We start from the raw sequence: 25,726 nt of genomic DNA on the forward strand, positions 1-25,726 counted from the left end.
TACGCATAAAGCCTCCAATTGAATACTAGTATGAATCAGCCAACATCACTCTATCTTGCTTCTTTATTGGAAGTAGAGTGGCAAAAGCCCGAAGAATTTGAATTTCCAAACGAATTTGCCAAGCATTGGCTGGAAGAACAAGGGTCTTTGTCACGTCGTTTAAAGCAGCACTGTCAGGAATTGACAGTAGAACTGCTGCAAAATCATATCGTCACAGCGAAGACACTGAAATCGGATGAAAGTCAGTTACTGTCTGAGCAAGATTGCCTCCTAAGAGAGGTCGTCCTGTGTGGAGACGACTGCCCTTGGGTTGTTGGTCGTACTTTGATCCCACGTACTACGTTGGTCGATCAGCAATACGACTTAGCGCAGCAAGGCGATATCCCACTAGGGCTCACCGTCTTTAGCGCCGATAATGTCGAGCGCGACTCGCTCCAAATGGGTTGGGTTCACTTGCCTCAAGGCCGTTTTCTCGCACGACGCTCAAGGTTGTGGATGAATCACAAACCTATGTTAGTCGCTGAGTTATTCTTATCGAATTCACCTATTTACGCCAAGGAGAGAGTGTAAATGTCCGCAGAAAAAGCCAAAGCATATTGGCAGCTGATGCGAATGGATCGCCCAATTGGTTCACTATTATTGTTGTGGCCAACGGTTTGGGCTCTGGTCATTGCAGCCCAAGGCATACCGAGTTGGGATGTGCTCATTGTATTTGTGTTGGGTGTATTTTTAATGCGTAGCGCAGGCTGTGTCATTAACGATTTTGCAGACCGCAAAGTCGATGGTCATGTGAAGCGTACTAAACAGCGTCCATTGCCTTCGGGTAAGGTCACGGCGAAAGAGGCGATTGGCTTATTTTTGGTTTTGGCCGTGAGCTCATTCTTACTTGTGTTGACCATGAACCCCTTAACGATTCAGCTCTCTTTTGCGGGCCTTGTCTTAGCCTTTATCTACCCTTTTATGAAGCGTTACACGCACATCCCGCAGCTGTTTTTGGGATTAGCGTTTAGCTGGGCGATTCCTATGGCGTGGGCGGCACAAACCGGTGAGCTACCAGTGATGGTTTGGTTTGTGTTTGTGATTAATGCATTGTGGACGATTGCCTACGACACTCAGTATGCAATGGTGGATCGCGATGACGATTTAAAAATCGGTATCAAATCGACAGCGATTCTGTTCGGTCGCCATGACAAGTTAATTATTGGAGTGTTACAGTTAGTGACGTTGGCGATGTTGGTGGGGCTAGGGCAGTTTTATCAATTAGGCCAAAGTTACTACTGGACGGTTCTGATTGCCGCATCATTGTTTGTTTATCAGCAGCATTTGATCCGCCACCGCGAGCGCGATTTGTGTTTCAGAGCTTTCCTTAACAACAACTACGTTGGCATGGTGATAGCGATAGGTTTATTAGTCGCGTTCTGGTAATCAATCCGAAGATCAAAAAAGGCATCCATTGGATGCCTTTTGTTTTTTTGAGTGTTTGTTATGCCTGAAGTTGATGGATACTTTCTTCGATGGTCAACTTCACTTCTGGGTACAGCAGCGTAAACAGTAGCTTGGCAAATTTCTGCGTTTTCTTCTTATCGCAGTTACCGTCGCTATCGAGGTACTCTTGCTGTTTGAGCGTATTGAACATGGCGGTAAACACACCTTTGTCGAAGAACTCCGGCGCGTTGATACCGTGCAGGCGACCTAAACGTTGCGCGATGTCTTGGCTCTTCTGTTCCAGATCCGATTTACCCAATTCAGGGTACGCAACCAATAGGTTCATGGCGATGGAGTAACGCTGCAGCGTCTCAGTAATCGTGCGACCAAGTAGAACCAGCGGTTGGTTGTTTGATTGGTTGATTTCCAATTTGTTGCCATCAAGACAGATCATTTTCTGCTCGGCAAACTCATTCAACGTTTTCACCACAAGGTCGTTTAAATCTTCCTCTTGGTAGCTTAGGAACAGCTCTTTCTTCAAGAATGGGTAGATTTGCGCAACGTTCTCTTGGATTTTCTCCACGGTGAGATTGCGCTGACGAATAATCATCTGAGCAATCAACGATGGCAGCGCAAACAAGTGAATGATGTTGTTGCGATAGTAAGTCATCAGAATCGATTGACTACGATCCAGAGAAATGATGTCGCCCATACTGTCTGTTTCAATCACAAACTTATCTAACGAGATAGCATGATCAACCAACTCTTCAGCACTTTCTGTTGGGATGGTTGAAGTGCTTGAGTATGGGTTGTTCTTGAGTAGCTTCAAGTAGCACTCAATCTGATTGATCAGAGAATCACGAGACAGAGCACGTTGACGAGAAGCCAACAATGCTGTTGCACAAAGCGTTAAGGCGTTTGCCGCTGCCGCATCGTTAATATGCGTCATCATCTTGTTCGCTAGCTCATTGACCACAGGATTCATCCATTGTGGTTTGCTACCGCCCATGCTATCGATGTCTTTTGTCCACTCTGGCGCGTGCTCGTTAAGGTATTGGTTGAGCTGAATAGGCTCACCGAAGTTCACGTAGCCCAAACCAAAGTTACGCAGTTTACGTAGAGTGCGCAGAACAAGACCTGCGTTCTCTTTCTCTTTACGTTTACCGCGCAGCTCTTTGGCGTAAGTGCCTACTTCCATTACGTGCTCGTAACCGATGTAAACCGGTACCAGCGTTACCGGACGGTTTAGACCACGCAGCATCGCTTGAATCGTCATGGCCAACATACCCGTTTTCGCTTGCAGTAAACGACCGGTACGTGAGCGACCACCTTCGCTGAAGTACTCTACCGAGTAGCCTTTTGCAAACAGCTCGGCTAGATACTCGCGGAAAATCGTGGAGTACAGTTTGTTGCCTTTAAAGCTACGACGAATAAAGAACGCACCACCACGACGGAAAATCGGACCCGCAGGGAAGAAGTTCAGGTTGATACCCGCAGCAATGTGAGGTGGCACCATACCTTCATGGTACAGAACGTAAGACAGCAGTAGGTAGTCCATGTGACTACGGTGACACGGCACGTAAACGATCTCATGGCCATCTTGCGCCAAGCGACGCACTGTCGAAGCGTTGTTGATGTGCAGGCCTTGATACAGTTTGGTCCACAGCCAGCTCAGGATGCGATCGCCGTTTTTCACCAGACCGTATGAGAAGTCGGCTGCGATTTCATCCATGATGTCATGGGCTTCTTTGCGCGCTTTCTCAATCGAAATGTCTTTGCTTTTTGCCTCATCTTCAATCGCTTGTTCAATTGCAGGTGACTTTAACAGGCGAGCAAATAGCACTTGGCGTTGCGGTAGGTTTGGACCTGATGCCGCCAATTTTTGACGAGAAAAGTGGATACGTGCCACGCGCGCCAATTTATGCGCAATAGCACTGTCTGTACCGTGAGAATCCGCCATATAACGCAGTGAAACTACCGGGCTAAAGCGCACCAAACAGTCACGACCTGCTGCCATTACCGCTTTCGCTTTTTGTGGTCCATTCATTGGTTGCAGGTACGGGCGATGGCTCTCTTCTTTACCTGGTTTGCGTCCCCAAAGTACGGTCGCTGGGATCATCTGCACATCAAGCTCGCTATCAAGCTTGTGCAGTTCCAGCAGCTCAGTAAATAGAGAAACAGAATCTGTCGGGATGTCGTTGTCATTACCCATCACGGTTGGACGTGAGGCAATAAAGACGAAACGATTAAGTGTTTTGCCATTGATTTCCAGCGGACTGAGCGGGTCTGGTAGCCCAAGGCTCATGGCTTGTTTTTGCAGTGTCAGCAAATCCACGTTCGAACGGAACGGCAAGGCATACACAATCGGCTTAGTTAGGTCGATGTTGAGATCGTCAATCGGATTCGATGGGATTGTGGTGCCCTTTACCATTACCGATAAAGGTAGTTTTAGTAATGAACGTGAAAATGATTGTCCAGAAGACATAAAGTTCACAGCCTCAATAGGTATTCAAACAGGCCCAACCTTAGTTCTGTGTCCGCGTGGCTCAACTTCTTGGCAAAGAAATGAGTACGGCAATAGAAATAAGCCTAGGCAATAAATTTTAAGCGCAGCAAGGATACCAGAAACTGGTCAAACCTTTTAATTTTATTGAGTGGAAATTAGTCGAACTCCTAAGTTGTTGCTTTACTTTGATTAACTTCAGACACGGTGTTTTAAACGCGCTTTGCGCCACAGTTTGTGGGCAAGTTCAGAAAGCGAAGCAAATAAATTAAAAAACAACCAATTGGGTTTCCATTTGACCATTTACTGGATATACTCACAGTTAACTGTATAAAAAGACAGGTGAGACATGAAGCCGTTAACGCCACGCCAACAACAAGTCTTCGATTTGATTAAAAGCAAAATCGATGACACCGGAATGCCACCAACTCGTGCAGAGATTGCGCGTGAGCTTGGCTTCCGCTCTGCGAATGCCGCAGAGGAACACCTAAAAGCGCTTGCTCGTAAGCAAGCTATTGAAATTATTCCGGGCGCATCGCGTGGGATCCGAATCCTGCTTGAAGATGCGGCCAATGACGAACAGGGCTTGCCTCTGATTGGTCAAGTCGCTGCGGGTGAGCCGATTCTGGCTCAAGAGCACGTAGAAGCGCACTACCAAGTTGACCCTGCGATGTTCAAGCCGCAAGCGGATTTCTTACTTCGTGTAAATGGCGAAAGTATGAAAGACATCGGTATTATGGACGGTGATTTGCTTGCTGTGCACAAAACACAAGATGTTCGCGATGGTCAGGTTGTCGTTGCTCGTGTTGATGACGATGTGACCGTCAAGCGCTTGGAACGTAAAGGTTCAACCGTGTTATTGCATGCCGAGAATGAAGAGTTCGCACCAATTCAAGTGGACTTAACGTCTCAGCATCTGACTATTGAAGGCTTAGCCGTTGGTATTATTCGCAATACCGATTGGATGTAAGTTTATCGCAACAGCCCAGCTTCGCTGGGCTGTTACCTATTTGTCTTAGCACTTTTTTTTCTCATCCGCTTTGATTTCCTGCTCGCAGTTTATTTCTCATATTCTTGTCGGCTCTCTCTGTGCTTGATAATGTAATTGATATTCATTATCATCTTTTCCAGTGTCCATTCTTTCTCACTGGCGCAGGAAATGCCCATGTCTAAGTCAAAACATCAAGTTCCTAATCATCTATTGAAGCCTTTGCTATTACGCAGCCGTGAAAGCATGGTCGACAATGGTTTGGTGTATGACCCCATTGCAGCGAAAGCTTGTCTAAGCTGCAAGATGGCACCTGATTGTTTAAGTGGTGATATCGCGCAAAAGCAGCTGCTACACGTGACGTTGACTCAACTGTGCGACCAACAGGTAACGCAGTTTTTGCAGCAAAATCCGGACGCTTGGATCATCAATGTTGGAGCTGGACTCGATACCCGTTTTTACCGTTTGGATAACGGCCGCTGTCACTGGATTGAATTGGATGTTACGGAGAATCTAGTTTGGCGTCAGCGTCTATTTCATAAAAACGAACGCTACGAACATCGCAGTGGGAGTGTGGAAGATATGTCGTGGCTCGAATCTCTGACCATTCCAGATAAATCACCCGTATTGATTCTGTGCGAAATGGCATTGTTGGATTGCTCTGAGCGACATGTTGCGCGGTTTATTCAAAACTTAGGTCGCCATTTTGTCTCGGCTGAGGTCTGTATGGTACTCGCTGGAGACTTAACAGAAAGCAAGTGGGGGCAAAAGCTTGGCTCGGATTGCTATGCCCATGGATTTGAGGCACCGGCGGAACAAGTTCTGAGATGGTTGCCGTGGGCACAATGGGTGAAAGCGTTCTCGCCATTCGACCGATTCTGTTCACGATGGAAAGCTTGGCAACGCTGGCTCAATAAAATTCCAATGCTAAAGCACCGTCTCACGCCAGTGCTTGTTCACATCAAGTGGTAATTGGCTAGTCATTAAGCACTCAGGTACACTCGTCGCTCTAAACTACGAGGTGCCTGTGACAAACTCTATTTTCTCTCCTTTATCGAATCCTCAAGTGCATCGTCAGGTGTTAGCGCTCGCGATCCCGATGGTGTTGTCGAATATTACCGTTCCACTATTAGGCTTAGTCGATGCGGCGGTGATTGGCCACCTAGAGCACGCGTGGTATTTGGGCGGCGTCGCGCTGGGCAGTACTATGATCAGCGTAACGTTCTGGCTGTTTGGCTTCTTACGCATGTCGACTACAGGCCTAGCGGCGCAGTCTTACGGTGGTGAAGACAAAAAACAGCTCGCATTGGTGTTTATGCAAGGCTCACTCATGGCGCTGCTGTTTGCTTTTGTGTTCCTCATAGTCCATAGCCCACTTGCTGATCTGATTTTTGGCTGGAGTGATGCCAGTGCCGAAGTGAAGCACTACGGCATGCAATATTTCTCTATCCGTGCGTGGAGTGCGCCGGCGGCACTGATGAATTTTGTGTTGTTGGGCTGGTTGCTCGGCACGCAAAACTCCAAAGCGCCTATGTGGATGGTGATCATCACCAATGTCACCAACATCGCGCTCGATTTATTATTTGTGATGGGCTTAGGTTGGAAAGTTGAAGGTGCTGCGATTGCATCCGTGATTGCTGATTACTCAGGCATGGCGTTTGGTTTGGTCTGTGTGTGGAAGACGTGGCAAGCACGTCAGTTGCCGTCACCCAAGCAATTACTTGCTGACACTCAGCATGGGTTAGGGCGATTTGTGAAACTCAATCGCGATATCTTTCTTCGTTCATTATGTTTGCAAGCTGCGTTTAGCTTTATGACGTTTCAGGGCGCGAGCTTTGGTGATGATGTTGTCGCGGCAAACGCTGTGTTGATGAGCTTCTTGATGATGATTTCCTACGGCATGGATGGTTTTGCCTACGCGATGGAAGCGATGGTGGGGAAAGCGATTGGCGCGAAAGACCGAGCTCAGCTTAGTGATTCTCTGGTGGGGACATTCTTTTGGAGTCTGATCATCTGCTTAGGGCTTACTGCGGTATTTGGCTTAGCGGGATCGAATTTGATCGCCATGATCACTTCTATTGCGATTGTGCAGCAGCAAGCAGCGATCTATCTACCTTGGCTGGTGGTGATGCCGTTGGCATCCATGTGGTGTTTCTTATTCGATGGCATTTTTGTTGGTGCCACCAAAGGTAAAGATATGCGGAACAGTATGTTCGTGGCGACTTGCTGTTTCTTTGTAATCTTCTTTTTGTTCTCTGGCTGGCAAAACCATGCACTGTGGTTTGCGATGACCAGCTTTATGGCAATGCGAGGGATTGGTCTTGGAGTAATATTCTTCTATCAATGGTGTAAAGGAACGTTCCTCGCGTAAATAAAAACAGCAGGTCGAAAACCTGCTGTTTTTGCATTTGGATCATGGCAACCCAAATACTCATTTAACCTCATTATCTCAGCATTGTATGGCTACTAGAACAATCGGTTCAGCCCATTTAATGCCGCTACACGATAGGCTTCAGCCATGGTCGGGTAGTTGAAAGTAGTATTCACGAAATATTCAATCGTATTGGCTTGGCCTTTTTGTTCCATGATGGCTTGACCAATGTGGATGATTTCCGCTGCACGTTCACCAAAGCAGTGAATGCCGAGAATTTCCTTGGTTTCACGATGGAACAAAATTTTCAAACTGCCGACATCTTTGCCTGCAATTTGCGCACGGGCCAGATGCTTGAAAGAAGAGCGGCCAACTTCATAAGGCACTTTCGCTGCCGTCAGTTCTTGTTCTGTTTTACCAACAGAGCTGATTTCTGGAATGGTGTAGATGCCTGTTGGAATGTCTTCAATCAGATAGTTTTCAGCCTGACCTTTGGTGATCGCTTGTGCGACAAAGCGTCCTTGGTCGTAGGCTGCGCTTGCAAGGCTAGGGTAACCAATCACATCACCTACTGCGTAAATGTGCTCAACCGCCGTTTGGTAGTTGCGGTTCACTTTAAGCTGGCCGCGAGAATCCGATTCTAGACCGACGACATCCAAACTGAGTTTGTCGGTGTTACCGGTTCTGCCGTTCGCATACAGCAAACAATCGGCGCGCATTTTCTTGCCTGACTGCAGGTGAATTATGACGCCATCTTCTGTGCCTTCGATTTTCTCGTAGGTTTCGTCGTTACGAATGACAACGCCGCTGTTCCAGAAGTGGTAAGACAGTGCATCAGACACTTCGTTATCCAAGAACTCCAACAAACGATCTCGGGTATTGATCAGGTCGGTTTTCACACCAAGTCCGCGGAAGATAGAGGCGTACTCACAACCGATAACGCCTGCACCATAAATGATGATATGACGAGGGTCGTGTTTCAGGCTCAGGATAGAGTCACTGTCGTAGATTCGTTCATGCAAGAAGTCGACATCGCTTGGTCGGTAAGGACGAGAGCCCGTCGCGATGACAAATTTATCGGCCGAGTAGGTTTCTTCCGTACCGTCATTTTGCATTACCGCGATAGAGTGCGTATCGATAAAACGTGCAGTACCGAACAGCAGCGTGCAGTCATTGCGGTCGTAAAACCCCTGACGAAGGCGAGTTTGTTTATCGATGACCGTTTTTGCATGGCCTAAAATGTCAGAAAATGTTGCATGAAGGCTGGTGTTGTTTCTGCAAAATAGCGGGTTGCTATTGAATTCAATGATACGACTTACTGCATGGCGCAGCGCTTTCGATGGAATGGTTCCCCAGTGCGTACAGCCGCCGCCCACACTGCTTTCTTTCTCGACGATGGCAACATTCAGTCCCGCTTTGGTTAACCCCATTGCAGCCCCTTCTCCGCCAGGGCCACTACCAATTACGATCACGTCATAGTGATTAACATGCGCCATGATGCCTTCCTTGTTATATTTGCTTAACATTGCTTTAGCGCGATTTTAACTCATTTGCTCTATACGTACACGTAATGGCTGCGAGAGAGTGGAAGTGATCACGCAGAATCGAACAAAAGGATGAATTGGTATGTTGTATGTCTATAAATTGACTCGAGAACATTGCAATTAGATGCATGCCAATAGTAACGTTCTCGCCGCTTACCTCAGGTGAGGCAACATATCTTTCTCCGTAGGGGTGAATTGCGTTATATTGAAGCTCTTGTACCCTACAGAAAAGAGCAAGTTAAGAATGAAATCGATGGGAATCCGCGCGCAACAAAAAGAGAAGACACGTCGATCACTGATCGATGCGGCATTTAGTCAATTAAGTGCGGATCGCAGCTTTTCCAGTCTCAGCTTGCGAGAAGTTGCCCGAGAGGCAGGAATTGCACCCACTTCTTTTTATCGTCACTTCAAAGACATGGATGAGCTAGGCTTAACAATGGTTGATGAAGGCGGTTTACTATTACGTCAACTGATGCGTCAGGCACGTCAACGTATTGTCAAAGAAGGCAGTGTGATTCGAACTTCGGTTGAAACCTTTATGGAATTCATTGAAAGTAGCCCTAACGTATTCCGCTTATTATTGCGTGAGCGCTCTGGCACTTCTTCTGAATTTCGTACTGCCGTCGCTCGAGAAATCCAGCATTTTGCGGCAGAATTAACCGAGTATTTAATGAGCACCGGTATGACCAGAGAAGAGGCGTATACTCAAGCAGAGGCGTCTTTAGATTTAGATCGACGTGAGCGCGATGAACTCGCCGAGCGATTGATCATGCAATTGCGAATGATAGCCAAAGGGGCCTATTGGTATCGCAAAGAACGTGAACGTAACCGATTAAAAGGCGGGATAGAATAATGTCGAATGGAAATAAATCTGAAAAGAAAACGCTGATTTTGGCACTGGTTGCAGGTATGTGTGGTGATGCTTTATTGTCATGGTTGACCATGAGTGAAGTGTCTTTCTCAATCTTCCCACTGATTGCACTCGTACTGGCTGTACAAGCTCTTTACCAAGAGTACTTAAACAATCCGGTGTCGGAAGATATTCCGCTAGTGGGCTTAGCGTGTTTCTTTGTTGGTGCCTTTGGTCATTCTGCGTTTATCAAAGCGCAATACCCAGAAGCAGGCTCAAACTTCTTCGCAATTATGGTGTCGATGATCCTATTGGCATGGATTGGTAAAAAGCTGGGTTTCATGGAAAAGAAAACTTCTGCTGAATAATTGAAAAAATTCCGACAAAAAAGCGAGCTATTAAGCTCGCTTTTTTTATGTCTTTCGCTGGTGGCTTACGCTTTACGTTCTAGTAAAACGCCCGCTTCCATGTGGTGGGTAAATCGAACTCTGAATCTTGTAATGTCTTCCAAAATCCAGGTTTAAATTTTAATTTGTTGTTTTTATTTATTTTTTAATTGCTCGTTGTCCAAGGGTGTCTTTAGCCGTACAATGAAAACTCGTCTTTCCCCGTACCCCACGCCGTACCCAGAAATACAGAGGTTTTTCAGTCATGATCAAGCCAGTCGATAAAATTAGTACGAATGCCACGCTGAAAGCATTGAAGCCACAAGGCAAGGAATATTTAATTCCAGATAAGAAAATCGAAGGATTGAATATTCGCGTTCGACCAACGGGCACGATGACTTGGATCTTTCGCTTTCAGGCTGGTAACAAACACGAAAAAATCACCATGGGGCGGTATGTTAAGTTGAAACCGGAAACGGGGATGACGCTTGAACAGGCTCGAACAGAAGCAGGGCGTTACCGTAGCTGGCTGGAAAACAATAAAAATCCGAAGCAGGAACTAGCGCGAGAGCAGCGCGAGCAAGAGGAAGCGAAAACTTTTGATGATGCTTTTACCAGTTATGACGAGAAGCGTTTGTCCAAGCAGCTACGAGGTGAACAACCGAGGGCAACTTATAGTCGGGATATCAAACCATTTCTTGGTCACATCAAATTAGAAGAGTTGAGAATTTCTGATCTCAATAAAGTATTTGATGCAAAGGTTGATGAGAATGGACAGAGAAAAGCGGGTGCGATTAGTGCATGTCATAGAATAATCAATCAGGTGCTCAACCATGCGCTAGCTTTGAATATGATTGGAGCTCATCCTGCACCACATTTGAAATCCAAGGATGTCGGTGGTGGCTCTAAAGTCACCAAGCGTAATTTGAGCTTTTCAGAGTTGAAGACTTTGCTAACCAGTTTGCCTTCTTGGCGTACAGAACCCTCAAACGTCCGTTTAATGCAGTTTTTACTTGGGTGTGGGCAACGTATTAGTGCCGTGCTTGAAATGCGCTGGAGTGAGGTAGATTTGCAAGAGAAGGTATGGTTGTTGCCTGCCAGTTCAGAGGATCGTCACACCAAAAGCCAAGAGAGCCGAAAAGTACCATTAAGCGATTACCTGTTGGCACTGCTTAAAGAACAGCGTGAGAGTGTACCAAGCAAATGGAAACTAGTTTGGCCTCAGCTTTTGGTCGATAAGGTTCAAGAGCCAGCAGCAGTACGTGCACTAATCAAACGTAACTTACCGGATGATTTTGAGCGTTTCTCACCACACGATCTGCGCCGCACCTTTATCAGTCGTTGCAGTGAAATGGGGTTAGATATTGTGGCGATTGAAAAGACGGTTGGCCACCAGCTACCAGGCATGTTGAGGGTATACAACCATCACGATTACCTTGAAGAGCAGTTAGTGGTATTACAAGCTTGGGGCGAGAAGTTACAATCTCTGACGGTTGCCAATGTAGTGCCGTTGGAAAAAACGAAATCAGCTTGAGATTCTATGAACATAGTAATCAAAGTGAGTATCATTTGTAGTGCGGCTTTTGTTCATCGGTGTCTTCTCTTTTCATGCCACTGTTTGAATTAATGATTATTTTTATATAATTTAGGTTTTGAGTAAGTCCTCTTAACTTGACAAAACTTGACCTGGTCATATACTCACCACATGCAAAAAGTACTTAATATAGAAAACGCTACTGAAGCGATGCAAAAGAAAGGACTGACACAGACCGCTGTGGCAGACGGCCTTGCTGTATCCAAAGAAGCAGTTTCGCAGTGGCTAAATGCCAAGTCATTCCCACGCCCGAACAAGCTACTCCAGCTTGGCAAGCTGCTGGGTTTGACGTTTGATCAACTTGTTATCAAACAAGAGCTTAATACTCCCAAAGTAGCCTTTCGTAAAAAGGGCTCAGCAAAAACAAAAAGCCATCATGTAGAGAAAGCTCAGGAGATGGGACGTTTTTTACGTCATCTTGTGCCTTACCTTCCTTTTGATACGTTTGAAATGCCTCCTGTGCTTAAGTCGCCAAATTGTGACTATGACTATTTACACAAAGTAGCGGCAAAGGTGCGGGAAGACATCAATGTAGGGCCGACGGATAAGATTGATTTCAAACATCTGATTCGCCGTTTCAGTGAATTACAGGCGGTTGTCATTCCTGTTTTATGGGGTACAAAGCAACGCCATGAGAACGCTATCCATATCTACTTACCTGATTCTCAAAGTACTTGGGTTTATCTGAATCTTGATACCAATATTCATGATTTCAAGTTTTGGATGGCGCATGAGTTGGGACATTGCATGTCTCCCGGATTGGAAGGCGATGAGGCTGAAGATTTTGCTGATGCATTTGCTGGTTGCTTATTATACCCGGCAGAATTGGCAGAACAGGCTTACAAGGAACTAGTTGCAGTAGCTACTCCTTCAGCAAAAATAAATAGACTAAAAGAATTGGCCGAGAAACAGGTTATCTCGCCAAACTCAGTGCTTCAGCAAGTCAACAAATATGCGGTTCGAATGGGGTGCCCAGAGATAAATATGGGTAACTCATTTTTTGCTGCAGTAACGAAATTCAATCAACAGTATCCTAACTTAAGCGAAGCTCTACTTAAGCCTACAGGTCTTGATGAACAAGGCAACCCTACAGCAAGAGCTTATATTGACTTAGTCAATGAAGGTTTTGAAACACCAATATTTGAACTTCTGAAAGCCTACATAAAAGAACACAACAAAGGACCAGGATTTGTGCAAACTGTGCTGGATATGCCACTGCTTGATGCCCGGAGTATCCACACAGAGTTGACCTGATGCCTCAATCCAAGATTCTAGTAGATACCAACGCCTACCTTCGATTGGCAAAAACGATAAGACCACTGTTGTTCGTCTCTTTTGGGGACGAACAGTACTGCTTGTATATTTTACCCGAACTGAATCAAGAACTAGCTGGCCGAAAACTTCAAAGCAAGTTTCCTTGGACGGAAGACGACGAGTTTCTTGAAAACCGGAAACACTTTCCAAGTATTAGCCGAAAGCAGAAGCAATCCATCAAAGATACATTCGAGTACGTCTGGGATTATGTCCAAACTGACCTGTCCGGTCCTTCTCGAGTGGATGCTTGGTATATTGCTTACGCCCTTGAACTTGGTGTTCCTGTCGTTACCGATGATCAAGACATGAGCGAATTGGCACGTGTGTTTGATGCGCAGGTGATGTCGACACTAGAGTTACTTAAAATTATGCTGGATTGTGGTCATGCTGATATGAAAACAATCGATGCACTGTGCTCTTACTGGCAACACATATCGGATATGCCAGCGAAATTCCACTCAGATTATCCTCGCCTTTTTGGCAAATCACCGCCGCTTTAAATATCAGCTGGTTACTATTCTGGGTTAAACTACCCGCAGTCTTAAATGTTGTTCAATGACTGTATTTGAGATGGAATGCCTCCAAGGTCACCATCAGTTGTTGAATGCTACTCCAAGAATGATCAGGATTTGGCCTTATGGCACAACTAGAAAATATCGAAGCAATCGAAAAACGACTTTGGAAATCCGCCGATAACCTCAGAGCTAACTCTGAGCTGGCGAGTAATGAATACTTTCTCCCAGTCATGGGGCTTATTTTTTTGCGTCATGCTTATAGTCGTTATCTGGCGGTCAAAGAAGAGATTATCGCTGAATTGCCAAGTCGTGGTGGTAAAACACGCGAACTGACCAAAGAAGATTTCTCACAGAAGAGTGCCATATTCCTCGCTCCAGAAGCTCAGTTTGATTACCTGATTGCTCTGACCGATGCAGATAAGCGTGCGGAAGCAATTATTCAGGCGATGGAGTCCATTGAGAAAGATTACAAAAACCTCAAAGACCAATTGCCGAAGCAGGAATACAACAATATCCCGAACGATGTTCTCGGTGTGTTGCTGCGCACTTTAAACCCAGAAGAACTGAAACAAGCCAGCGGCGATATTTTTGGGCGTATTTACGAATATTTCCTGACTGAGTTTGCCGACCAAGGTGCTCACGATGGCGGTGAATTCTTCACACCAGTTTCTTTGGTGCAATTGCTGGTTAATGTGCTGGAACCTGATCATGGTAAGATTTTTGACCCAGCCTGTGGTTCGGGCGGCATGTTTGTACAAAGCGCCCACTTTATGGAGCGTAACGCTCAGAACCCGCAAGAGCTGACCTTCTACGGACATGAGAAAAACCGTGTAACTACCCGCCTCGCCAAAATGAACTTAGCCGTACATGGCTTAGAAGGCAACGTTGAAGGTGGTGAAAGTGCCATCACTTATTACAACGACCCCCATGAAGGGTTGTTTGGTACTGTCGATTATGTAATGGCTAACCCTCCATTTAACGTTGATGAGGTAGATGCTGACAAAGTCAAAAAAGACAAAGCGCGTTTGCCGTTCGGTTTACCTGGCGTTAACAAGAACAAAAAAGTCAGCAATGCCAACTACTTGTGGATTCAGTATTTCTATAGCTACCTGAACGACACAGGACGCGCAGGTTTTGTGATGTCTTCGCAGGCATCGAGTGCCGGACGTGATGAAGCGAAGGTGCGTGAAAAACTGGTGAAAACGGGCGATGTTGACATCATGGTCGATGTACGCGGCAACTTTTTTTATACCCGTACAGTGCCTTGTCAGTTGTGGTTCTTAGATAAGAACAAACCCGCCAACCTGAAAAACAAAGTACTGATGCTGGATGCGCGTAACGTGTACCGCAAAGTTACGCGCAAGATCTACGATTTCAGTCCAGAGCAACAAAAGAGCCTGACCGCCATTGTTTGGTTATACCGCAATGAAGGTAAGCGGTTTATTGAACTGGTGCGAGAGTACATTTCACGCAGTTTGTTGGAAGCACAGCAGTGCGGGAAAATTGAAAGATCTGACATCAAATACGTACCTGACTTTATCGCTGAGTTGGAAAAGTTACAAAAAGCCTTTGCGCCATTTATGACCTCGTTGGAGAAAGCCGGTGTTGATTTGGATGTGCACGCCGAGTTCCTGCATGTCAAAGGGATGACTGAACAAAGCTGGTCTGCAATGCAAGCGATAACCTCAAGCTTACAAAAACGCTGGAGTGCTGATGACATTAATCAGGCTAGCGGGCTGGTTACGTTTACAGACAAAGATGAAAGCCTCAAAGTGCTGGCAGATCAAAGCCGGAATCTGATCAAAGAGTTGGATTTGGCATATAAGCTGGCAACTCGCGTCATTGAGCTGGCAGAAGCCAATGGTGCAAAAGACAGCGAACTTTGGGATAGCGCCCTGTTAAATAGCCGTGCACGCAAAAACCTGAAAAAGTCTGCGGATGAAGCTCGCAAGCTGGCAGTTGAGCAACTTAAGCAGGTGCGTTACTTCTACAAACAGGCACATTGGCTGCTAAGCCGTTTCCCGGAAGGTAAGCTCCGTGATGTAGCAGGCTTAGTGAAGTTGGTGGATATCAAAGAAATTGAAGCCGCTGACTGGAGTTTGACGCCGGGACGCTATGTAGGTGTGGCGCCTGAGGAGGTAGATGAAGACTTCGATTTTGAAGAAGCACTACGAGATATTCATATTGAACTTCAAGGATTGAATGCAGAAGCGGTTGAGTTGGCTCAGAAGATTGCCTGCAATTTTGAGGAGTTGGGGATATGAGTGAATCGCACCTAACTCTAAATGATGTATGTGAATTTATAGTTGATTGTTTGCATAAAACGGCCCCGACACAAAGTACTGGCTTCCCATTGATTAGAACACCCAACGTTGGCAGGGGTAGGTTACTTCTTGATGGAGTTTACCGAGTATCACAAGAAAACTACGATATCTGGACTCAAAGAGCCATTCCCGAGCCAGAAGATTTAATTTTGGCTAGAGAAGCTCCTGCAGGTAATGTTGCAATTGTACCGCATGGTGAAAATGTTGTGTTGGGCCAGCGAACCGTTCACCTCCGCCCTAACAAAGAAATAATTGATCCCAAATTTTTGTGCTATTTCCTTTTAGCGCCAGTACAACAGGCAAATTTACTTGCAGGAGAGACTGGTGCGACAGCTAAGCACGTAAATATGAAGGACATACGGAGACTGCCTTTACCTGGGCTTCCTGCTCTTGTAGTTCAAAGAAAGCTTGGAAACATAATCGCCACCTACGATGACCTCATTGAAAACAACCGCCGCCGTATTCAGCTGCTGGAAGAATCTGCACGCCTGCTTTATCAGGAGTGGTTTGTTCACCTGCGCTTCCCGGGACATGAGCAGGCAAAGATCATTGATGGTGTGCCTGAGGGGTGGGAGAAAAAAACATTAAAGCAAATCGCGACGCTTAACTATGGAAAAGCCTTAAAAGCTGATGTCCGGATTCCCGGACCTTACCCTGTGTATGGCTCTAGTGGTGAAGTAGGCTCACATGAAAAAGCTTTAGTTGATGGACCTGGCATTGTGATTGGTAGAAAAGGGAATGTTGGTAGTGTGTTTTGGGTAAATACCGACTTTTTTCCTATTGATACGGTTTATTTCATTACACAGGAACAAAGCAGTCTTTTTCTGTATCACGCATTAAAAAATGTTCAGTTCATAAATACTGATGTGGCCGTGCCAGGATTAAACCGTGACATGGCTTATAGTCGCGAAATATTGGTTCCAGATGAGATCAACTACGGAAATTTCATAAGAGAAGTACAACCAATCCAGCATCAAATCAATAAGTTGAAAGACTATAGCGATAAACTCGCTCAAGCCCGCGATCTACTGTTGCCGAAACTGATGAGCGGTGAATTAGCCGTTTAACTCAAGGAGAGAAAATGAACCGAGCTCAGGCCCAACAACTATTACAAACGGCCCTCGCTAACCCTACAGCAGAGTTCCGAGATGGACAGTGGGAAGCGATAGATGCCTTGGTTAATCATCGGCAGAAATTGCTGGTTGTTCAGCGCACGGGCTGGGGTAAAAGCTCGGTTTATTTTATAAGCACCAAAATTTTTCGTGATCGCGGTATGGGGCCAACCATTATCGTATCCCCTTTGCTGGCTTTGATGCGCAACCAGATAGAATCTGCGCAGCGTCTAGGTATTGTTGCGGAAACCATGAACTCTACCAACACCGCGGATTGGGAAGCAGTAAAACAACGAATCCTGAACAATCAGATAGACTGTGTATTGATCTCCCCTGAGCGGCTGGCTAACGATAATTTCATTGAAACTGTACTTCAGCCTATTTCTGATCGTATCTCGTTGATGGTGATTGACGAGGCGCACTGTATTTCAGACTGGGGACATGACTTCCGTCCTGATTACCGCCGCATTGTGAATATTCTGCGTCAGTTACCTCCGAATACGCCAGTCTTGGGCACAACGGCAACGGCAAACAACCGTGTGGTGGAGGATATCCAAATACAACTGGGTGACATTCAAATCCAAAGAGGGCCTTTGTCTCGCGACAGCTTGGCGCTGCAAACCATGGTACTGCCGGATCAGGCATCGCGTTTGGCATGGTTAGCGCAGGTGATCCCTACGCTAGAAGGGACTGGGATTGTCTACACACTAACGGTGCGTGATGCAGAACAAGTTGCACAGTGGCTTAAAGATAACGGCATTAATGCTTGTGCTTACCATGGTAGTGTTGAGGCTGAAGGCTTTGAAAACAGCAACGACTATCGTGAGCATCTCGAAAATATGCTTCTCCAAAACGATATTAAGGCCCTTGTTGCAACGACTGCACTGGGGATGGGCTACGACAAACCTGATCTGAGCTTTGTTATCCATTATCAGGCTCCGGGATCTATTGTGGCTTATTACCAACAGGTTGGTCGTGCTGGGAGAGGCATTGAGCATGCGATTGGTGTACTGATGTCTGGAACGGAAGACACCGATATTCATGAGTTTTTCCGTTCATCAGCGTTTCCTTCTGAGCCGCAGGTTAATGAAATTCTTGCTGTATTGGCGGCCTGTGATGGGTTGTCGATTCCTCGTATCGAAGAGAGAACCAACCTTCGTCATGGTCAGATTGAAAAGGTCTTGAAGCTGCTGAGTGTTGAAAGCCCTGCGCCTGTTATCAAAGTGGGGTCTCAATGGCGCAGGACGGCCGTTCATTTCACCATGGATCGGGAGCGTATCGAACACCTCACCTCTCAACGCGAACAAGAGTGGCAAGAAGTTCAGGCTTACCTTGGTGCTGCTGATTGTAAAATGACCTATCTCCGCCGAGCGTTGGATGATAATGACCCTACCCCTTGCGGAAAGTGTGCATCTTGTCTTGGGCAAGCCGTAATTAATCTTCCAGTCAATCCTGCATTAGCCCATCAAGCGGCCACATTCCTTAAACATGCGGAGATGGTTATAAAGCCTCGAGCACAAGTCGCTGCAAATGCCTTTTTAGAATACGGGTTCAGTGGCAATCTCCCTCAAAACCTTCGGGCGAACGAGGGGCGTGTGCTTTCCCGATGGGGTGATGCAGGCTGGGGTAAAGTGGTAGCAGATCAAAAACACGCTGGTCAGTTTAGCGATGAACTGGTCGAAGCGATGGCGACTATGATCCTGGAGCGTTGGCATCCAAACCCGATGCCGCAATGGGTGTGCTGTGTGCCTTCCCGTAACCATCCAGAGCTAGTGCCTCAATTTGCTCGTAAGCTGGCACTTAGGCTTGAGCTGCCATTTATAGACGCAGTAAGTAAAGTGAAGAACAATCAGCCTCAAAAAGGGCAGCAGAACCGATTCCATCAGTGTCGTAATTTGGATGGTGCGTTTGCCATCACTCAACCCGTTCCTAATACCCCAATGTTACTTGTTGATGATATTGTAGATTCAGGATGGACGCTGACCGTTATCGCAGCATTACTAAAACAAGCAGGCAGTGGTGATGTATATCCCGTTGCTTTGGCCTCTTCTTCGGTGAACGACGCATGAATTTATCGCCAATAGCACAGGCAACATTGTTGCTGACGAGTTATTTTTCGAAAGCAAACACTGAGGATGTAAAGCCTCTCTCCAATGCAGAATGGGGACGTTTTGCTTTGTGGTTGAAAGGTAAGTCAATTACGCCAGCTGATTTATTGGTTTCAGACCCTAGGCCTTTGCTGCATGGATGGCGCGATACTCGAGTTAGCATAGAACGTATCGAGTCCTTGTTAAATCGAGGCCACAGCTTGGCTTTGGCGGTTGAAAAATGGCGACGTGCAGGTCTTTGGCTAGTGACCCGATCTGATCCTGATTATCCCAAGCGTTTGAAGCTTAGGTTAAAAAATGATTCTCCCCCAGTTTTATTTGGTTGTGGCAATAAGTCATTACTTAATTCTGGTGGCTTGGCTGTAATTGGCTCAAGAAATGCGAGCGTTGCTGATCTTGCTTTTACTGAACAATTAGGTGTAAAAGCCGCCTCAGAAGGAATTGCTATCGTATCTGGTGGTGCAAGAGGTGTAGATGAGGCGGCTATGCAGGGCGCTATGCTTCGTGGTGGCTCAGTGATTGGTGTGATGGCTGATAGCCTGCTCAAAGCGGCAACCAGTGCCAAATGGCGTAAGGGCTTGCTCGAAAACAACGTTGTACTAGTGTCTCCATTTTATCCAGAGGCGGGCTTCAATGCTGGTAATGCAATGGCTCGCAATAAGTACATCTATTGCATGGCTTCAAGTTCTTTAGTGATTCACTCAGGAAAGAAAGGTGGTACCTTAAATGGTGCAGAGGAAAACCTCAAGAAAGGCTGGGTACCTTTGTGGGTTAAACCAACTAATGATACCAATTCAGCAAATGTGGATTTGGTGGAGAAAGGCGGCGCTTGGATTGAATCTGATCTTTCCACGCTTCAAATAGCCTCAATGCTACAACCAAATAAGCAGAATTCGTTGGTCTCTACATCTACTCAGCACAATCTCTTCACTACTCCAGACCTGCCTGGGATATTTGATGAGCTAGAAACAGAAGAGAAAACTGAAAATGTGACAGCTTCCGATTCAATGATAGATGTCAAAAACGATGAAGTCGCCCAAATATCGGAAAAAGAGCAATCAGAAGATGTTAATGAATCGATAGCGTCACACCCTGTTGATTTTTATAATATCTTTTTAGGTGAGCTCTATCGATTAGCCAGCTCTCCAATCACGCTCGAAGAACTCATCGAGCAGACAGGGCTTCATAAATCACAACTCAATGATTGGCTGAAAAGAGCAAGTGAAGAATGTGTAGTGAAGAAGCTGAGTAAGCCAGTGCGCTATCAGGTAATCAATAACAACTAAAAGGATAAAGCCATGCCCATGACAGAAGATGTCCTAGTTCAAGAGGTAACTGCAGACTATTTGTTGAATGAATTGAAATGGGATGAGTCTTTCATGGGGCTGCACGAGCGGATGGGTAAAGAGGGGGATCTCGGCAGAACCTCAGAGCAGGAAGTCGTTCTTACCCGCTACCTTGGTGAAAAGCTTATAGAGTTCAATCCAGGGTTACCCACCGAGGCCTATCAAGAAGCCATGCGGATTGTTGTTGATGCTCCCACCTCTCGCAATATTGTTGGTGTAAACAAAGAAAAGTACGCGTTACACAAAAATGGTGTAGACGTTACTTTCACCAATGATAAAGGCGCTCGGGTCAAAAAAAGTCTTCGTTTGTTTGATTTCGATAACTACGAAAACAATCACTTTTTGATTGTTCGTGAGTTTTGGGTGAAAGGTGAGATCTATCGGCGAAGAGCCGATGTGGTCGGTTTTGTAAATGGTATTCCACTGTTGTTTATGGAGCTGAAAAACGTACACAAAGATATTCGAGCAGCATACGAACAAAACCTTTCAGATTACAAAGATACCATCCCACACCTTTTCTATCACAATGCCTTTATCGTATTAGGGAATGGTATTGATGCCAAAATTGGTTCAGTTTCAAGTCAGTTCGAGCACTTTAATGATTGGAAGCGTCTTAGCGAGGAAGAGCCAGGTGTTGTGGAGATGGAAACCCTTTTAAAAGGTACCTGCTCCAAGACAAACCTGATGGATATCTTTGAGAACTTCACGTTGTTTGATCAAAGCTCAGGCCGTTTGATAAAAATTGTTGCTCGAAACCACCAGTATTTGGGTGTTTGCCGTGCTGTTGATGCTGTTGTTAATCGAAATGAACGTCTTGGTAAGCTTGGCGTTTTTTGGCATACGCAAGGATCCGGTAAATCCTATTCAATTGTGTTTTTTGCCCAAATGGTGCATCGAAAGCTGGGGGGGAACTACACCTTTATCGTTCTGACCGATCGGGAAGATTTAGACACGCAAATCTATAAAACTTTTGCCGGATGTGGCCTGGTCAACAACGATAAAGATCCGTGTCGAGCTAAGAGTGGGAAGGATTTGAAGTCGCTTATCGGTGAGCAAAAGGCATTTGTCTTTACTTTAATTCAGAAGTTCAACGAGAGAGTCGATCCTAAAAAACCGTATTCAGAGCGCGATGACATCATCATTATTACCGATGAAGCTCACCGCACTCAATATGGTGACTTGGCGCTAAATATGCGTAATGCCTTGCCGAAGGCCAGCTTCATTGGCTTTACGGGGACGCCGCTATTTAAAGAAGATGAAATTACGAAGAAGTTTTTCGGTGATTACATCTCAACCTATGACTTCCAAAGAGCTGTTGAGGATAAAGCGACAGTTCCGCTTTATTACGACGCTCGTGGTGAGGATTTGGTCTTTACTGATGATGATGGTAACCAACACAGTGTGGCTGACCCTAAGGGACTCAATGAGCGTATCGCTGAAAAGCTTGAAGAATTGGAAATTGATGATGTGGATGTTCAGCAAAAATTAGAACGTGAACTGAAGCGTGATTATCACATCATTACATCTTCAAGCCGTTTAGATCAGATAGCACGAGACTTTGTTTCCCATTACGCCAACGGGTGGGAAACGGGTAAGGCTATGTTTGTCTGCTTAGATAAAATCACTTGTGTACGCATGCACAAGTTAATTGATTTCTATTGGCAGGAACACATTAAAACCAAGGAAGCCAGTCTTTCTAAGGCAACGGATGAGCAAGACTTGGCGTGGCGTGAGCGCCAGTTGGCCTGGATGAAAGAAACACTGATGGCGGTAGTTGTCAGTGAAGAGCAAGGTGAAATTGCCAAGTTTGAAAAGTGGGGGTTGGATATTAAACCTCACCGTCAGCTAATGAAGATTGGATTCGAATTACAAGACGGCTCTCGTCTGGATATAGAAGAAGCCTTCAAAGCCAGTGAGCATCCGTTCAGAGTGGCAATCGTCTGTGCCATGTGGCTGACGGGATTTGATGTTCCAACATTATCAACTCTGTATCTTGATAAGCCACTAAAAGCACACACGTTAATGCAAGCGATTGCTCGTGCTAATCGGGTTGCTGAAGGGAAGAGTAACGGTCTAATAGTTGATTATTGTGGAATTCTAAAGAACTTGCGCAAAGCGCTAGCCACTTTTGCTGGCACAGGTGACGAAGGCCATGGTGGCGAAAATGATGAAACCGATCCAGCAAAACCTAATGAAGAGTTGCTTGATAATCTGAATGAGGCCGTTAGCTTTGTCGTCGAGTTTCTCCGCAAGCATGAATTTGAGCTAGAGACGATAATCACAGAGGCTGGTTTCGCCCGCAATGCTGCTATTGTCAAAGCTAAAGAGGTTATTAACCAAAGCGATGAGACTAGAAAGCGATTTGAGGTAATGTCGCGAGAGGTCTTCAATCGATTTAAATCTTGTATCAATGTACCGGGGATCAATGGCTATCGAGATATCCGCGACGCTATCAATATACTTTACAAGAGCTTGCAGGCTGACAAAGAGAAAGCCGATATCACGGATATCATGAAAGAGCTGCATGCAATTGTTGACGCCAGTATTGATACTTCCCACCAGATCGGTGAAGAAAATCCAAACTCAGACAAGATATTTGATATTAGTAAAATCGACTTTGAGCGACTACGCCAAGAGTTTGCTCGCTCGGAACGCAAGAACACAACGGTACAAACCCTTAAGCATGCGGTAGAGCAAAAATTGGCCAGACTGATGTTTCAGAATCCATTGAGAACTGATTATCAAGAGCACTACGAAAAACTGGTGAAGGAATACAACCAAGAGAAGGATCGCGTTGTTATTGAAAAGACCTTTGAAGCTCTGCTCATTCTGAATGACGAATTGTCGAGAGAGGAGAAACGAGCTCTGCGTGAAGGTCTAGACGAGGAGTCTCTGGTGCTTTTTGATCTGTTGAGCAAACCGAACCTAAAACCAAAAGAAATAGTGACTATCAAGAAAGTGGCAACCTCACTACTTGCAACCCTTAAAGCTGAGCGTTTGAAAGTGTCGAACTGGCAACAAAAAGAATCTGCGCGTGATGCGGTTAAACAGCAAATTTATGACTTTCTTTATGATGAAAAGACAGGTCTACCAGTCGATGATTATGAAGAGGAAGAAATTTCTGTAATAACCGAAAGGGTGTTTCTACATATTTTTCGAGCATATCCTAAACTACCTTCCCCTATCTATGGTTCATGATTTTTAAAATCTAATAAGAAACTAGCGGTTAGAATGGAAGGGGGCCCGCATCCTGGGGTATCAATTATGTGTATTGTTTGGCGGATAACTCTTGGGAGTCTCAACATCCTTTTTAGTTAAGAGAAATTCAGTAACTTTTGCCTCACTAACCGGCTTAACTTAGGTTAAGCCAGTGCTTCAATGTTTTTTAGCCAAGTATCAAACAAAGGGCATTTCTCACGCATGGTTTCTAGGCCCACTTCTAAAGCTGCCAAAGTTCCTAAAAGTGGTTTTTCATAGCCGAAAATATGGCTTTCGATGCGCTTACTTGGTGCTGTTTGCGGGCTATTATTGATATGTTCTGGTGAGTCGAAGCTGTTTGCGATCTCGGTAAATACCCTTTCTAGTTCTACTCTATCCATACCTTGAGCCATCTTTAGCGGATCGCTGAAGAGCAGTGCTTCAAACTCGTACATCTGCACGTAAGGGATAAACCGACGCATAGCGTTCGCACCGATTTTCTCAGTCAATTTTTCAGCGAATGCGTTTTGTAGTGTTTGAGCCTTAACAGCGACAGGTGCATTGGCATCGACGGCATTCTTACCAGGGAAGCTCTCTGGTAACCCGTAGAAATCAAAGAAGGTGGTGCAATAGCACTGTTGATCTGCTAGCAAACGCTTTTCGATATCAGGAGCAAGCCGTTCAAACTTGAAGTTTCCTCCTTTATGGCCTGGGCGACCGATAAGCCCTGGCATCAAGTAAATGCCTTTAAGGGCGAATGGCTCCACCAGCAACTCTTTCACAAAAGCTTCTTCTGTTTGTCCTTCACAAATTACATGCACTATGGTCATTTTGATGGTCTCCCACCAATGATGTTTTTCTCCCATAGCTCGCCAACCGAATAATCATCTAGCCAAGTACGGAATTTATCAGCATCTAAGCGTTTAAATGTCGATGCGCCTTCTTCACGCTCTACAACAATAAGATCATCCAACTCAAATTCATTAAGTAGTGGAACGGATTGCGTAGATACGATCACTTGCATCCTTTTTGACGCACTGCGTAACAATGCTCCTAATAGCGTTATCGCATAAGGGTGTAAGCCTAGTTCTGGCTCATCGATGATGATTGTCGATGGTGGGTTAGGTTGCAATAAAGCTGTGACCAAACAAATAAAACGGATAGAGCCATCGGAAAGCTGACTTGGCCAAAGAGGGTAGTCACTATCGGCTTGTTTCCACAGTAAGCGTATTTGCTCTTCACCAGAAGCAAGCTGAATAGGTTTGAGAACGAAGTCATCAAAGAATGGCACAGCTAAACGCACGGTTTTACAGATTTGTGCATAGACCTCAGAGTTTTCACGCTGTAGCTTAAATAAGTATGCGGCTAAGTTGCTCGCATCTGAACGTAGATATTCGTTGTCATGAGCTGCACCAGCCCGTTTAACAGCGGCAGTCTCACTAGTGTCGTGAAAATGAAATACCTTCCAAGAAGAAATAGAGCTGTAGCAAAACTTTGAAATCGGCTTTGTATGCTCTTTCAACAGTGATTCCATGTGACCAGAACCGAGTTCTGGAGAGGTAGTAACACTATCCCCTTTGAAATGAACTTTCTCAGAAACAAATGTAAAACCTTCATTTGTAGTTGGCTCCAAGGCAACGTGGTAACCATTACGTCCAAAAAAGAGTGTGGAAGAGAAGCAGCTTGTTTCTTTTATGCCAAAAGATAAAACACGATCAGCGCCACCTTGTTTGCTCGTCCAAACTTGCAAACGACCTTCAACTAACTCGTGCAACATTCTAAAGTAACTGACAAAGTTACTCTTACCGACGCCATTTGCACCGATAAGAACGTTTAAGTTGTTGAGCTGTAGCTTATCCAGCGAACGGATAGACTTAAAACCCTGGATGGTTAACATGTCTATCTTACTCATTGGCTTCCTCTTTTCTGATTACGACGTATTGTTGATTGAATGGCTTGTTGCTTTAGCAGAACTAAGCGTATTTCGATTGATAGACGATTATACCTCACAACCGTCACTTTCTGCGCTTTTCTCTTTGTTTTCTCAATCAAACTCTGACGGCATTAAAATTGTGCATCAAGTCTAAGATGAGAGTAGCACACAAATCCGTGTCACTTTACAGCTGAAAATACCACGATTTGACGTTG

20 protein-coding genes are annotated in these 25,726 nt (G+C 45.5%); 16 read left to right on the forward strand and 4 right to left on the reverse strand.

Going from position 1 to position 25,726, the window contains the following annotated elements:
- Positions 1 to 30: 30 nt before the first annotated feature.
- Positions 31 to 570: a chorismate lyase gene (locus tag OU793_RS15945; RefSeq protein WP_005460374.1), complete on the forward strand. Its 540-nt coding sequence runs from the start codon at positions 31 to 33 to the stop codon at positions 568 to 570.
- Positions 571 to 1,425, forward strand: coding sequence for a 4-hydroxybenzoate octaprenyltransferase (ubiA, locus tag OU793_RS15950; protein ID WP_005460372.1), 855 nt, complete (start codon positions 571 to 573; stop codon positions 1,423 to 1,425). It begins immediately after the preceding gene.
- A 58-nt stretch (positions 1,426 to 1,483) separates the two neighbouring features.
- On the opposite strand, the gene plsB is transcribed toward ubiA, so the two are convergent.
- Complete coding sequence (gene plsB / locus OU793_RS15955) at positions 1,484 to 3,910, reverse strand: glycerol-3-phosphate 1-O-acyltransferase PlsB (protein WP_005460370.1); 2,427 nt, start codon at positions 3,908 to 3,910, stop codon at positions 1,484 to 1,486.
- A 367-nt stretch (positions 3,911 to 4,277) separates the two neighbouring features.
- On the opposite strand from plsB, the gene lexA reads away from it, so the two are divergent.
- The 3 genes from lexA (at position 4,278) to dinF (ending at position 7,287) form a co-directional block, all read left to right on the forward strand.
- A complete protein-coding gene (lexA, locus tag OU793_RS15960; RefSeq protein ID WP_005480871.1) occupies positions 4,278 to 4,898 on the forward strand; it encodes a transcriptional repressor LexA in 621 nt (206 codons plus the stop codon).
- Between the two features lie 195 nt (positions 4,899 to 5,093).
- Positions 5,094 to 5,888 (forward strand): class I SAM-dependent methyltransferase, encoded by a 795-nt coding sequence (locus OU793_RS15965; RefSeq protein ID WP_025523168.1) that lies wholly within the window; start codon positions 5,094 to 5,096, stop codon positions 5,886 to 5,888.
- Between the two features lie 55 nt (positions 5,889 to 5,943).
- On the forward strand, positions 5,944 to 7,287 hold the full coding sequence (gene dinF / locus OU793_RS15970; protein ID WP_180793920.1) for an MATE family efflux transporter DinF: 1,344 nt from the start codon (positions 5,944 to 5,946) through the stop codon (positions 7,285 to 7,287).
- A gap of 95 nt (positions 7,288 to 7,382) precedes the next feature.
- Here the strand turns inward: dinF and sthA are convergent, their stop codons facing one another.
- Positions 7,383 to 8,813, reverse strand: a complete 1,431-nt coding sequence (gene sthA, locus OU793_RS15975) for a Si-specific NAD(P)(+) transhydrogenase (RefSeq protein WP_072829052.1) — start codon at positions 8,811 to 8,813, stop codon at positions 7,383 to 7,385.
- Positions 8,814 to 9,075: 262 nt separating this feature from the next.
- On the opposite strand from sthA, the gene fabR reads away from it, so the two are divergent.
- The 10 genes from fabR (at position 9,076) to OU793_RS16025 (ending at position 23,578) form a co-directional block, all read left to right on the forward strand.
- On the forward strand, positions 9,076 to 9,684 hold the full coding sequence (gene fabR, locus OU793_RS15980; protein WP_274647800.1) for an HTH-type transcriptional repressor FabR: 609 nt from the start codon (positions 9,076 to 9,078) through the stop codon (positions 9,682 to 9,684).
- On the forward strand, positions 9,684 to 10,049 hold the full coding sequence (locus OU793_RS15985) for a YijD family membrane protein (protein WP_005460363.1): 366 nt from the start codon (positions 9,684 to 9,686) through the stop codon (positions 10,047 to 10,049). Before fabR ends, OU793_RS15985 begins: the two co-directional genes overlap by 1 nt.
- Positions 10,050 to 10,332: 283 nt before the next feature.
- Complete coding sequence (locus tag OU793_RS15990; protein WP_069548444.1) at positions 10,333 to 11,601, forward strand: site-specific integrase; 1,269 nt, start codon at positions 10,333 to 10,335, stop codon at positions 11,599 to 11,601.
- Between the two features lie 171 nt (positions 11,602 to 11,772).
- Positions 11,773 to 12,915: an ImmA/IrrE family metallo-endopeptidase gene (locus tag OU793_RS15995; protein WP_069548443.1), complete on the forward strand. Its 1,143-nt coding sequence runs from the start codon at positions 11,773 to 11,775 to the stop codon at positions 12,913 to 12,915.
- Positions 12,915 to 13,475 carry a PIN domain-containing protein gene (locus OU793_RS16000; RefSeq protein WP_017050840.1) on the forward strand — a complete coding sequence of 187 codons (561 nt, stop codon included), beginning with the start codon at positions 12,915 to 12,917 and terminating at the stop codon, positions 13,473 to 13,475. Before OU793_RS15995 ends, OU793_RS16000 begins: the two co-directional genes overlap by 1 nt.
- Positions 13,476 to 13,612: 137 nt before the next feature.
- Positions 13,613 to 15,754, forward strand: a complete 2,142-nt coding sequence (locus OU793_RS16005) for an N-6 DNA methylase (RefSeq protein ID WP_238826983.1) — start codon at positions 13,613 to 13,615, stop codon at positions 15,752 to 15,754.
- The gene (locus OU793_RS16010; protein WP_238826982.1) at positions 15,751 to 16,881 is read left to right on the forward strand and encodes a restriction endonuclease subunit S; all 1,131 of its coding nucleotides are present in this window, start codon (positions 15,751 to 15,753) and stop codon (positions 16,879 to 16,881) included. Before OU793_RS16005 ends, OU793_RS16010 begins: the two co-directional genes overlap by 4 nt.
- A gap of 14 nt (positions 16,882 to 16,895) precedes the next feature.
- Positions 16,896 to 18,995: a RecQ family ATP-dependent DNA helicase gene (locus OU793_RS16015; RefSeq protein ID WP_238826981.1), complete on the forward strand. Its 2,100-nt coding sequence runs from the start codon at positions 16,896 to 16,898 to the stop codon at positions 18,993 to 18,995.
- Positions 18,992 to 20,320, forward strand: a complete 1,329-nt coding sequence (locus OU793_RS16020) for a DNA-processing protein DprA (protein ID WP_238826980.1) — start codon at positions 18,992 to 18,994, stop codon at positions 20,318 to 20,320. Before OU793_RS16015 ends, OU793_RS16020 begins: the two co-directional genes overlap by 4 nt.
- A gap of 12 nt (positions 20,321 to 20,332) precedes the next feature.
- The gene (locus tag OU793_RS16025) at positions 20,333 to 23,578 is read left to right on the forward strand and encodes a type I restriction endonuclease subunit R (protein WP_069548438.1); all 3,246 of its coding nucleotides are present in this window, start codon (positions 20,333 to 20,335) and stop codon (positions 23,576 to 23,578) included.
- Positions 23,579 to 23,742: 164 nt separating this feature from the next.
- On the opposite strand, the gene OU793_RS16030 is transcribed toward OU793_RS16025, so the two are convergent.
- Together OU793_RS16030 and OU793_RS16035 are read right to left on the reverse strand one after the other, a co-directional pair.
- Positions 23,743 to 24,408 (reverse strand): DUF4276 family protein, encoded by a 666-nt coding sequence (locus OU793_RS16030; protein WP_069548437.1) that lies wholly within the window; start codon positions 24,406 to 24,408, stop codon positions 23,743 to 23,745.
- Positions 24,405 to 25,490: an AAA family ATPase gene (locus OU793_RS16035; RefSeq protein ID WP_039552602.1), complete on the reverse strand. Its 1,086-nt coding sequence runs from the start codon at positions 25,488 to 25,490 to the stop codon at positions 24,405 to 24,407. The genes OU793_RS16030 and OU793_RS16035 overlap by 4 nt, the downstream gene beginning before the upstream one ends.
- On the opposite strand from OU793_RS16035, the gene OU793_RS16040 reads away from it, so the two are divergent.
- Positions 25,474 to 25,665: a hypothetical protein gene (locus OU793_RS16040; protein WP_226982058.1), complete on the forward strand. Its 192-nt coding sequence runs from the start codon at positions 25,474 to 25,476 to the stop codon at positions 25,663 to 25,665. The genes OU793_RS16035 and OU793_RS16040 overlap by 17 nt on opposite strands.
- Positions 25,666 to 25,726 lie beyond the last annotated feature (61 nt).

Origin of the sequence: Vibrio sp. VP6, assembly GCF_028823755.1 — a bacterium.
GTDB classification, from domain to species: Bacteria; Pseudomonadota; Gammaproteobacteria; order Enterobacterales; family Vibrionaceae; genus Vibrio; species Vibrio parahaemolyticus.

What these genes read in the sequence shown, in the direction of transcription:
- OU793_RS15945 (WP_005460374.1), top strand. Translation starts at nt 31, where the DNA reads ATGAATCAGCCAACATCACTCTATCTTGCTTCTTTATTGGAAGTAGAG.
- ubiA (WP_005460372.1), top strand. Translation starts at nt 571, where the DNA reads ATGTCCGCAGAAAAAGCCAAAGCATATTGGCAGCTGATGCGAATGGAT.
- plsB (WP_005460370.1), bottom strand. Translation starts at nt 3,910, where the DNA reads ATGTCTTCTGGACAATCATTTTCACGTTCATTACTAAAACTACCTTTA.
- lexA (WP_005480871.1), top strand. Translation starts at nt 4,278, where the DNA reads ATGAAGCCGTTAACGCCACGCCAACAACAAGTCTTCGATTTGATTAAA.
- OU793_RS15965 (WP_025523168.1), top strand. Translation starts at nt 5,094, where the DNA reads ATGTCTAAGTCAAAACATCAAGTTCCTAATCATCTATTGAAGCCTTTG.
- sthA (WP_072829052.1), bottom strand. Translation starts at nt 8,813, where the DNA reads ATGTTAAGCAAATATAACAAGGAAGGCATCATGGCGCATGTTAATCAC.
- fabR (WP_274647800.1), top strand. Translation starts at nt 9,076, where the DNA reads ATGAAATCGATGGGAATCCGCGCGCAACAAAAAGAGAAGACACGTCGA.
- OU793_RS15985 (WP_005460363.1), top strand. Translation starts at nt 9,684, where the DNA reads ATGTCGAATGGAAATAAATCTGAAAAGAAAACGCTGATTTTGGCACTG.
- OU793_RS15990 (WP_069548444.1), top strand. Translation starts at nt 10,333, where the DNA reads ATGATCAAGCCAGTCGATAAAATTAGTACGAATGCCACGCTGAAAGCA.
- OU793_RS15995 (WP_069548443.1), top strand. Translation starts at nt 11,773, where the DNA reads ATGCAAAAAGTACTTAATATAGAAAACGCTACTGAAGCGATGCAAAAG.
- OU793_RS16000 (WP_017050840.1), top strand. Translation starts at nt 12,915, where the DNA reads ATGCCTCAATCCAAGATTCTAGTAGATACCAACGCCTACCTTCGATTG.
- OU793_RS16005 (WP_238826983.1), top strand. Translation starts at nt 13,613, where the DNA reads ATGGCACAACTAGAAAATATCGAAGCAATCGAAAAACGACTTTGGAAA.
- OU793_RS16010 (WP_238826982.1), top strand. Translation starts at nt 15,751, where the DNA reads ATGAGTGAATCGCACCTAACTCTAAATGATGTATGTGAATTTATAGTT.
- OU793_RS16015 (WP_238826981.1), top strand. Translation starts at nt 16,896, where the DNA reads ATGAACCGAGCTCAGGCCCAACAACTATTACAAACGGCCCTCGCTAAC.
- OU793_RS16020 (WP_238826980.1), top strand. Translation starts at nt 18,992, where the DNA reads ATGAATTTATCGCCAATAGCACAGGCAACATTGTTGCTGACGAGTTAT.
- OU793_RS16025 (WP_069548438.1), top strand. Translation starts at nt 20,333, where the DNA reads ATGCCCATGACAGAAGATGTCCTAGTTCAAGAGGTAACTGCAGACTAT.
- OU793_RS16030 (WP_069548437.1), bottom strand. Translation starts at nt 24,408, where the DNA reads ATGACCATAGTGCATGTAATTTGTGAAGGACAAACAGAAGAAGCTTTT.
- OU793_RS16040 (WP_226982058.1), top strand. Translation starts at nt 25,474, where the DNA reads ATGTCTATCTTACTCATTGGCTTCCTCTTTTCTGATTACGACGTATTG.
- OU793_RS16035 (WP_039552602.1), bottom strand. Translation starts at nt 25,490, where the DNA reads ATGAGTAAGATAGACATGTTAACCATCCAGGGTTTTAAGTCTATCCGT.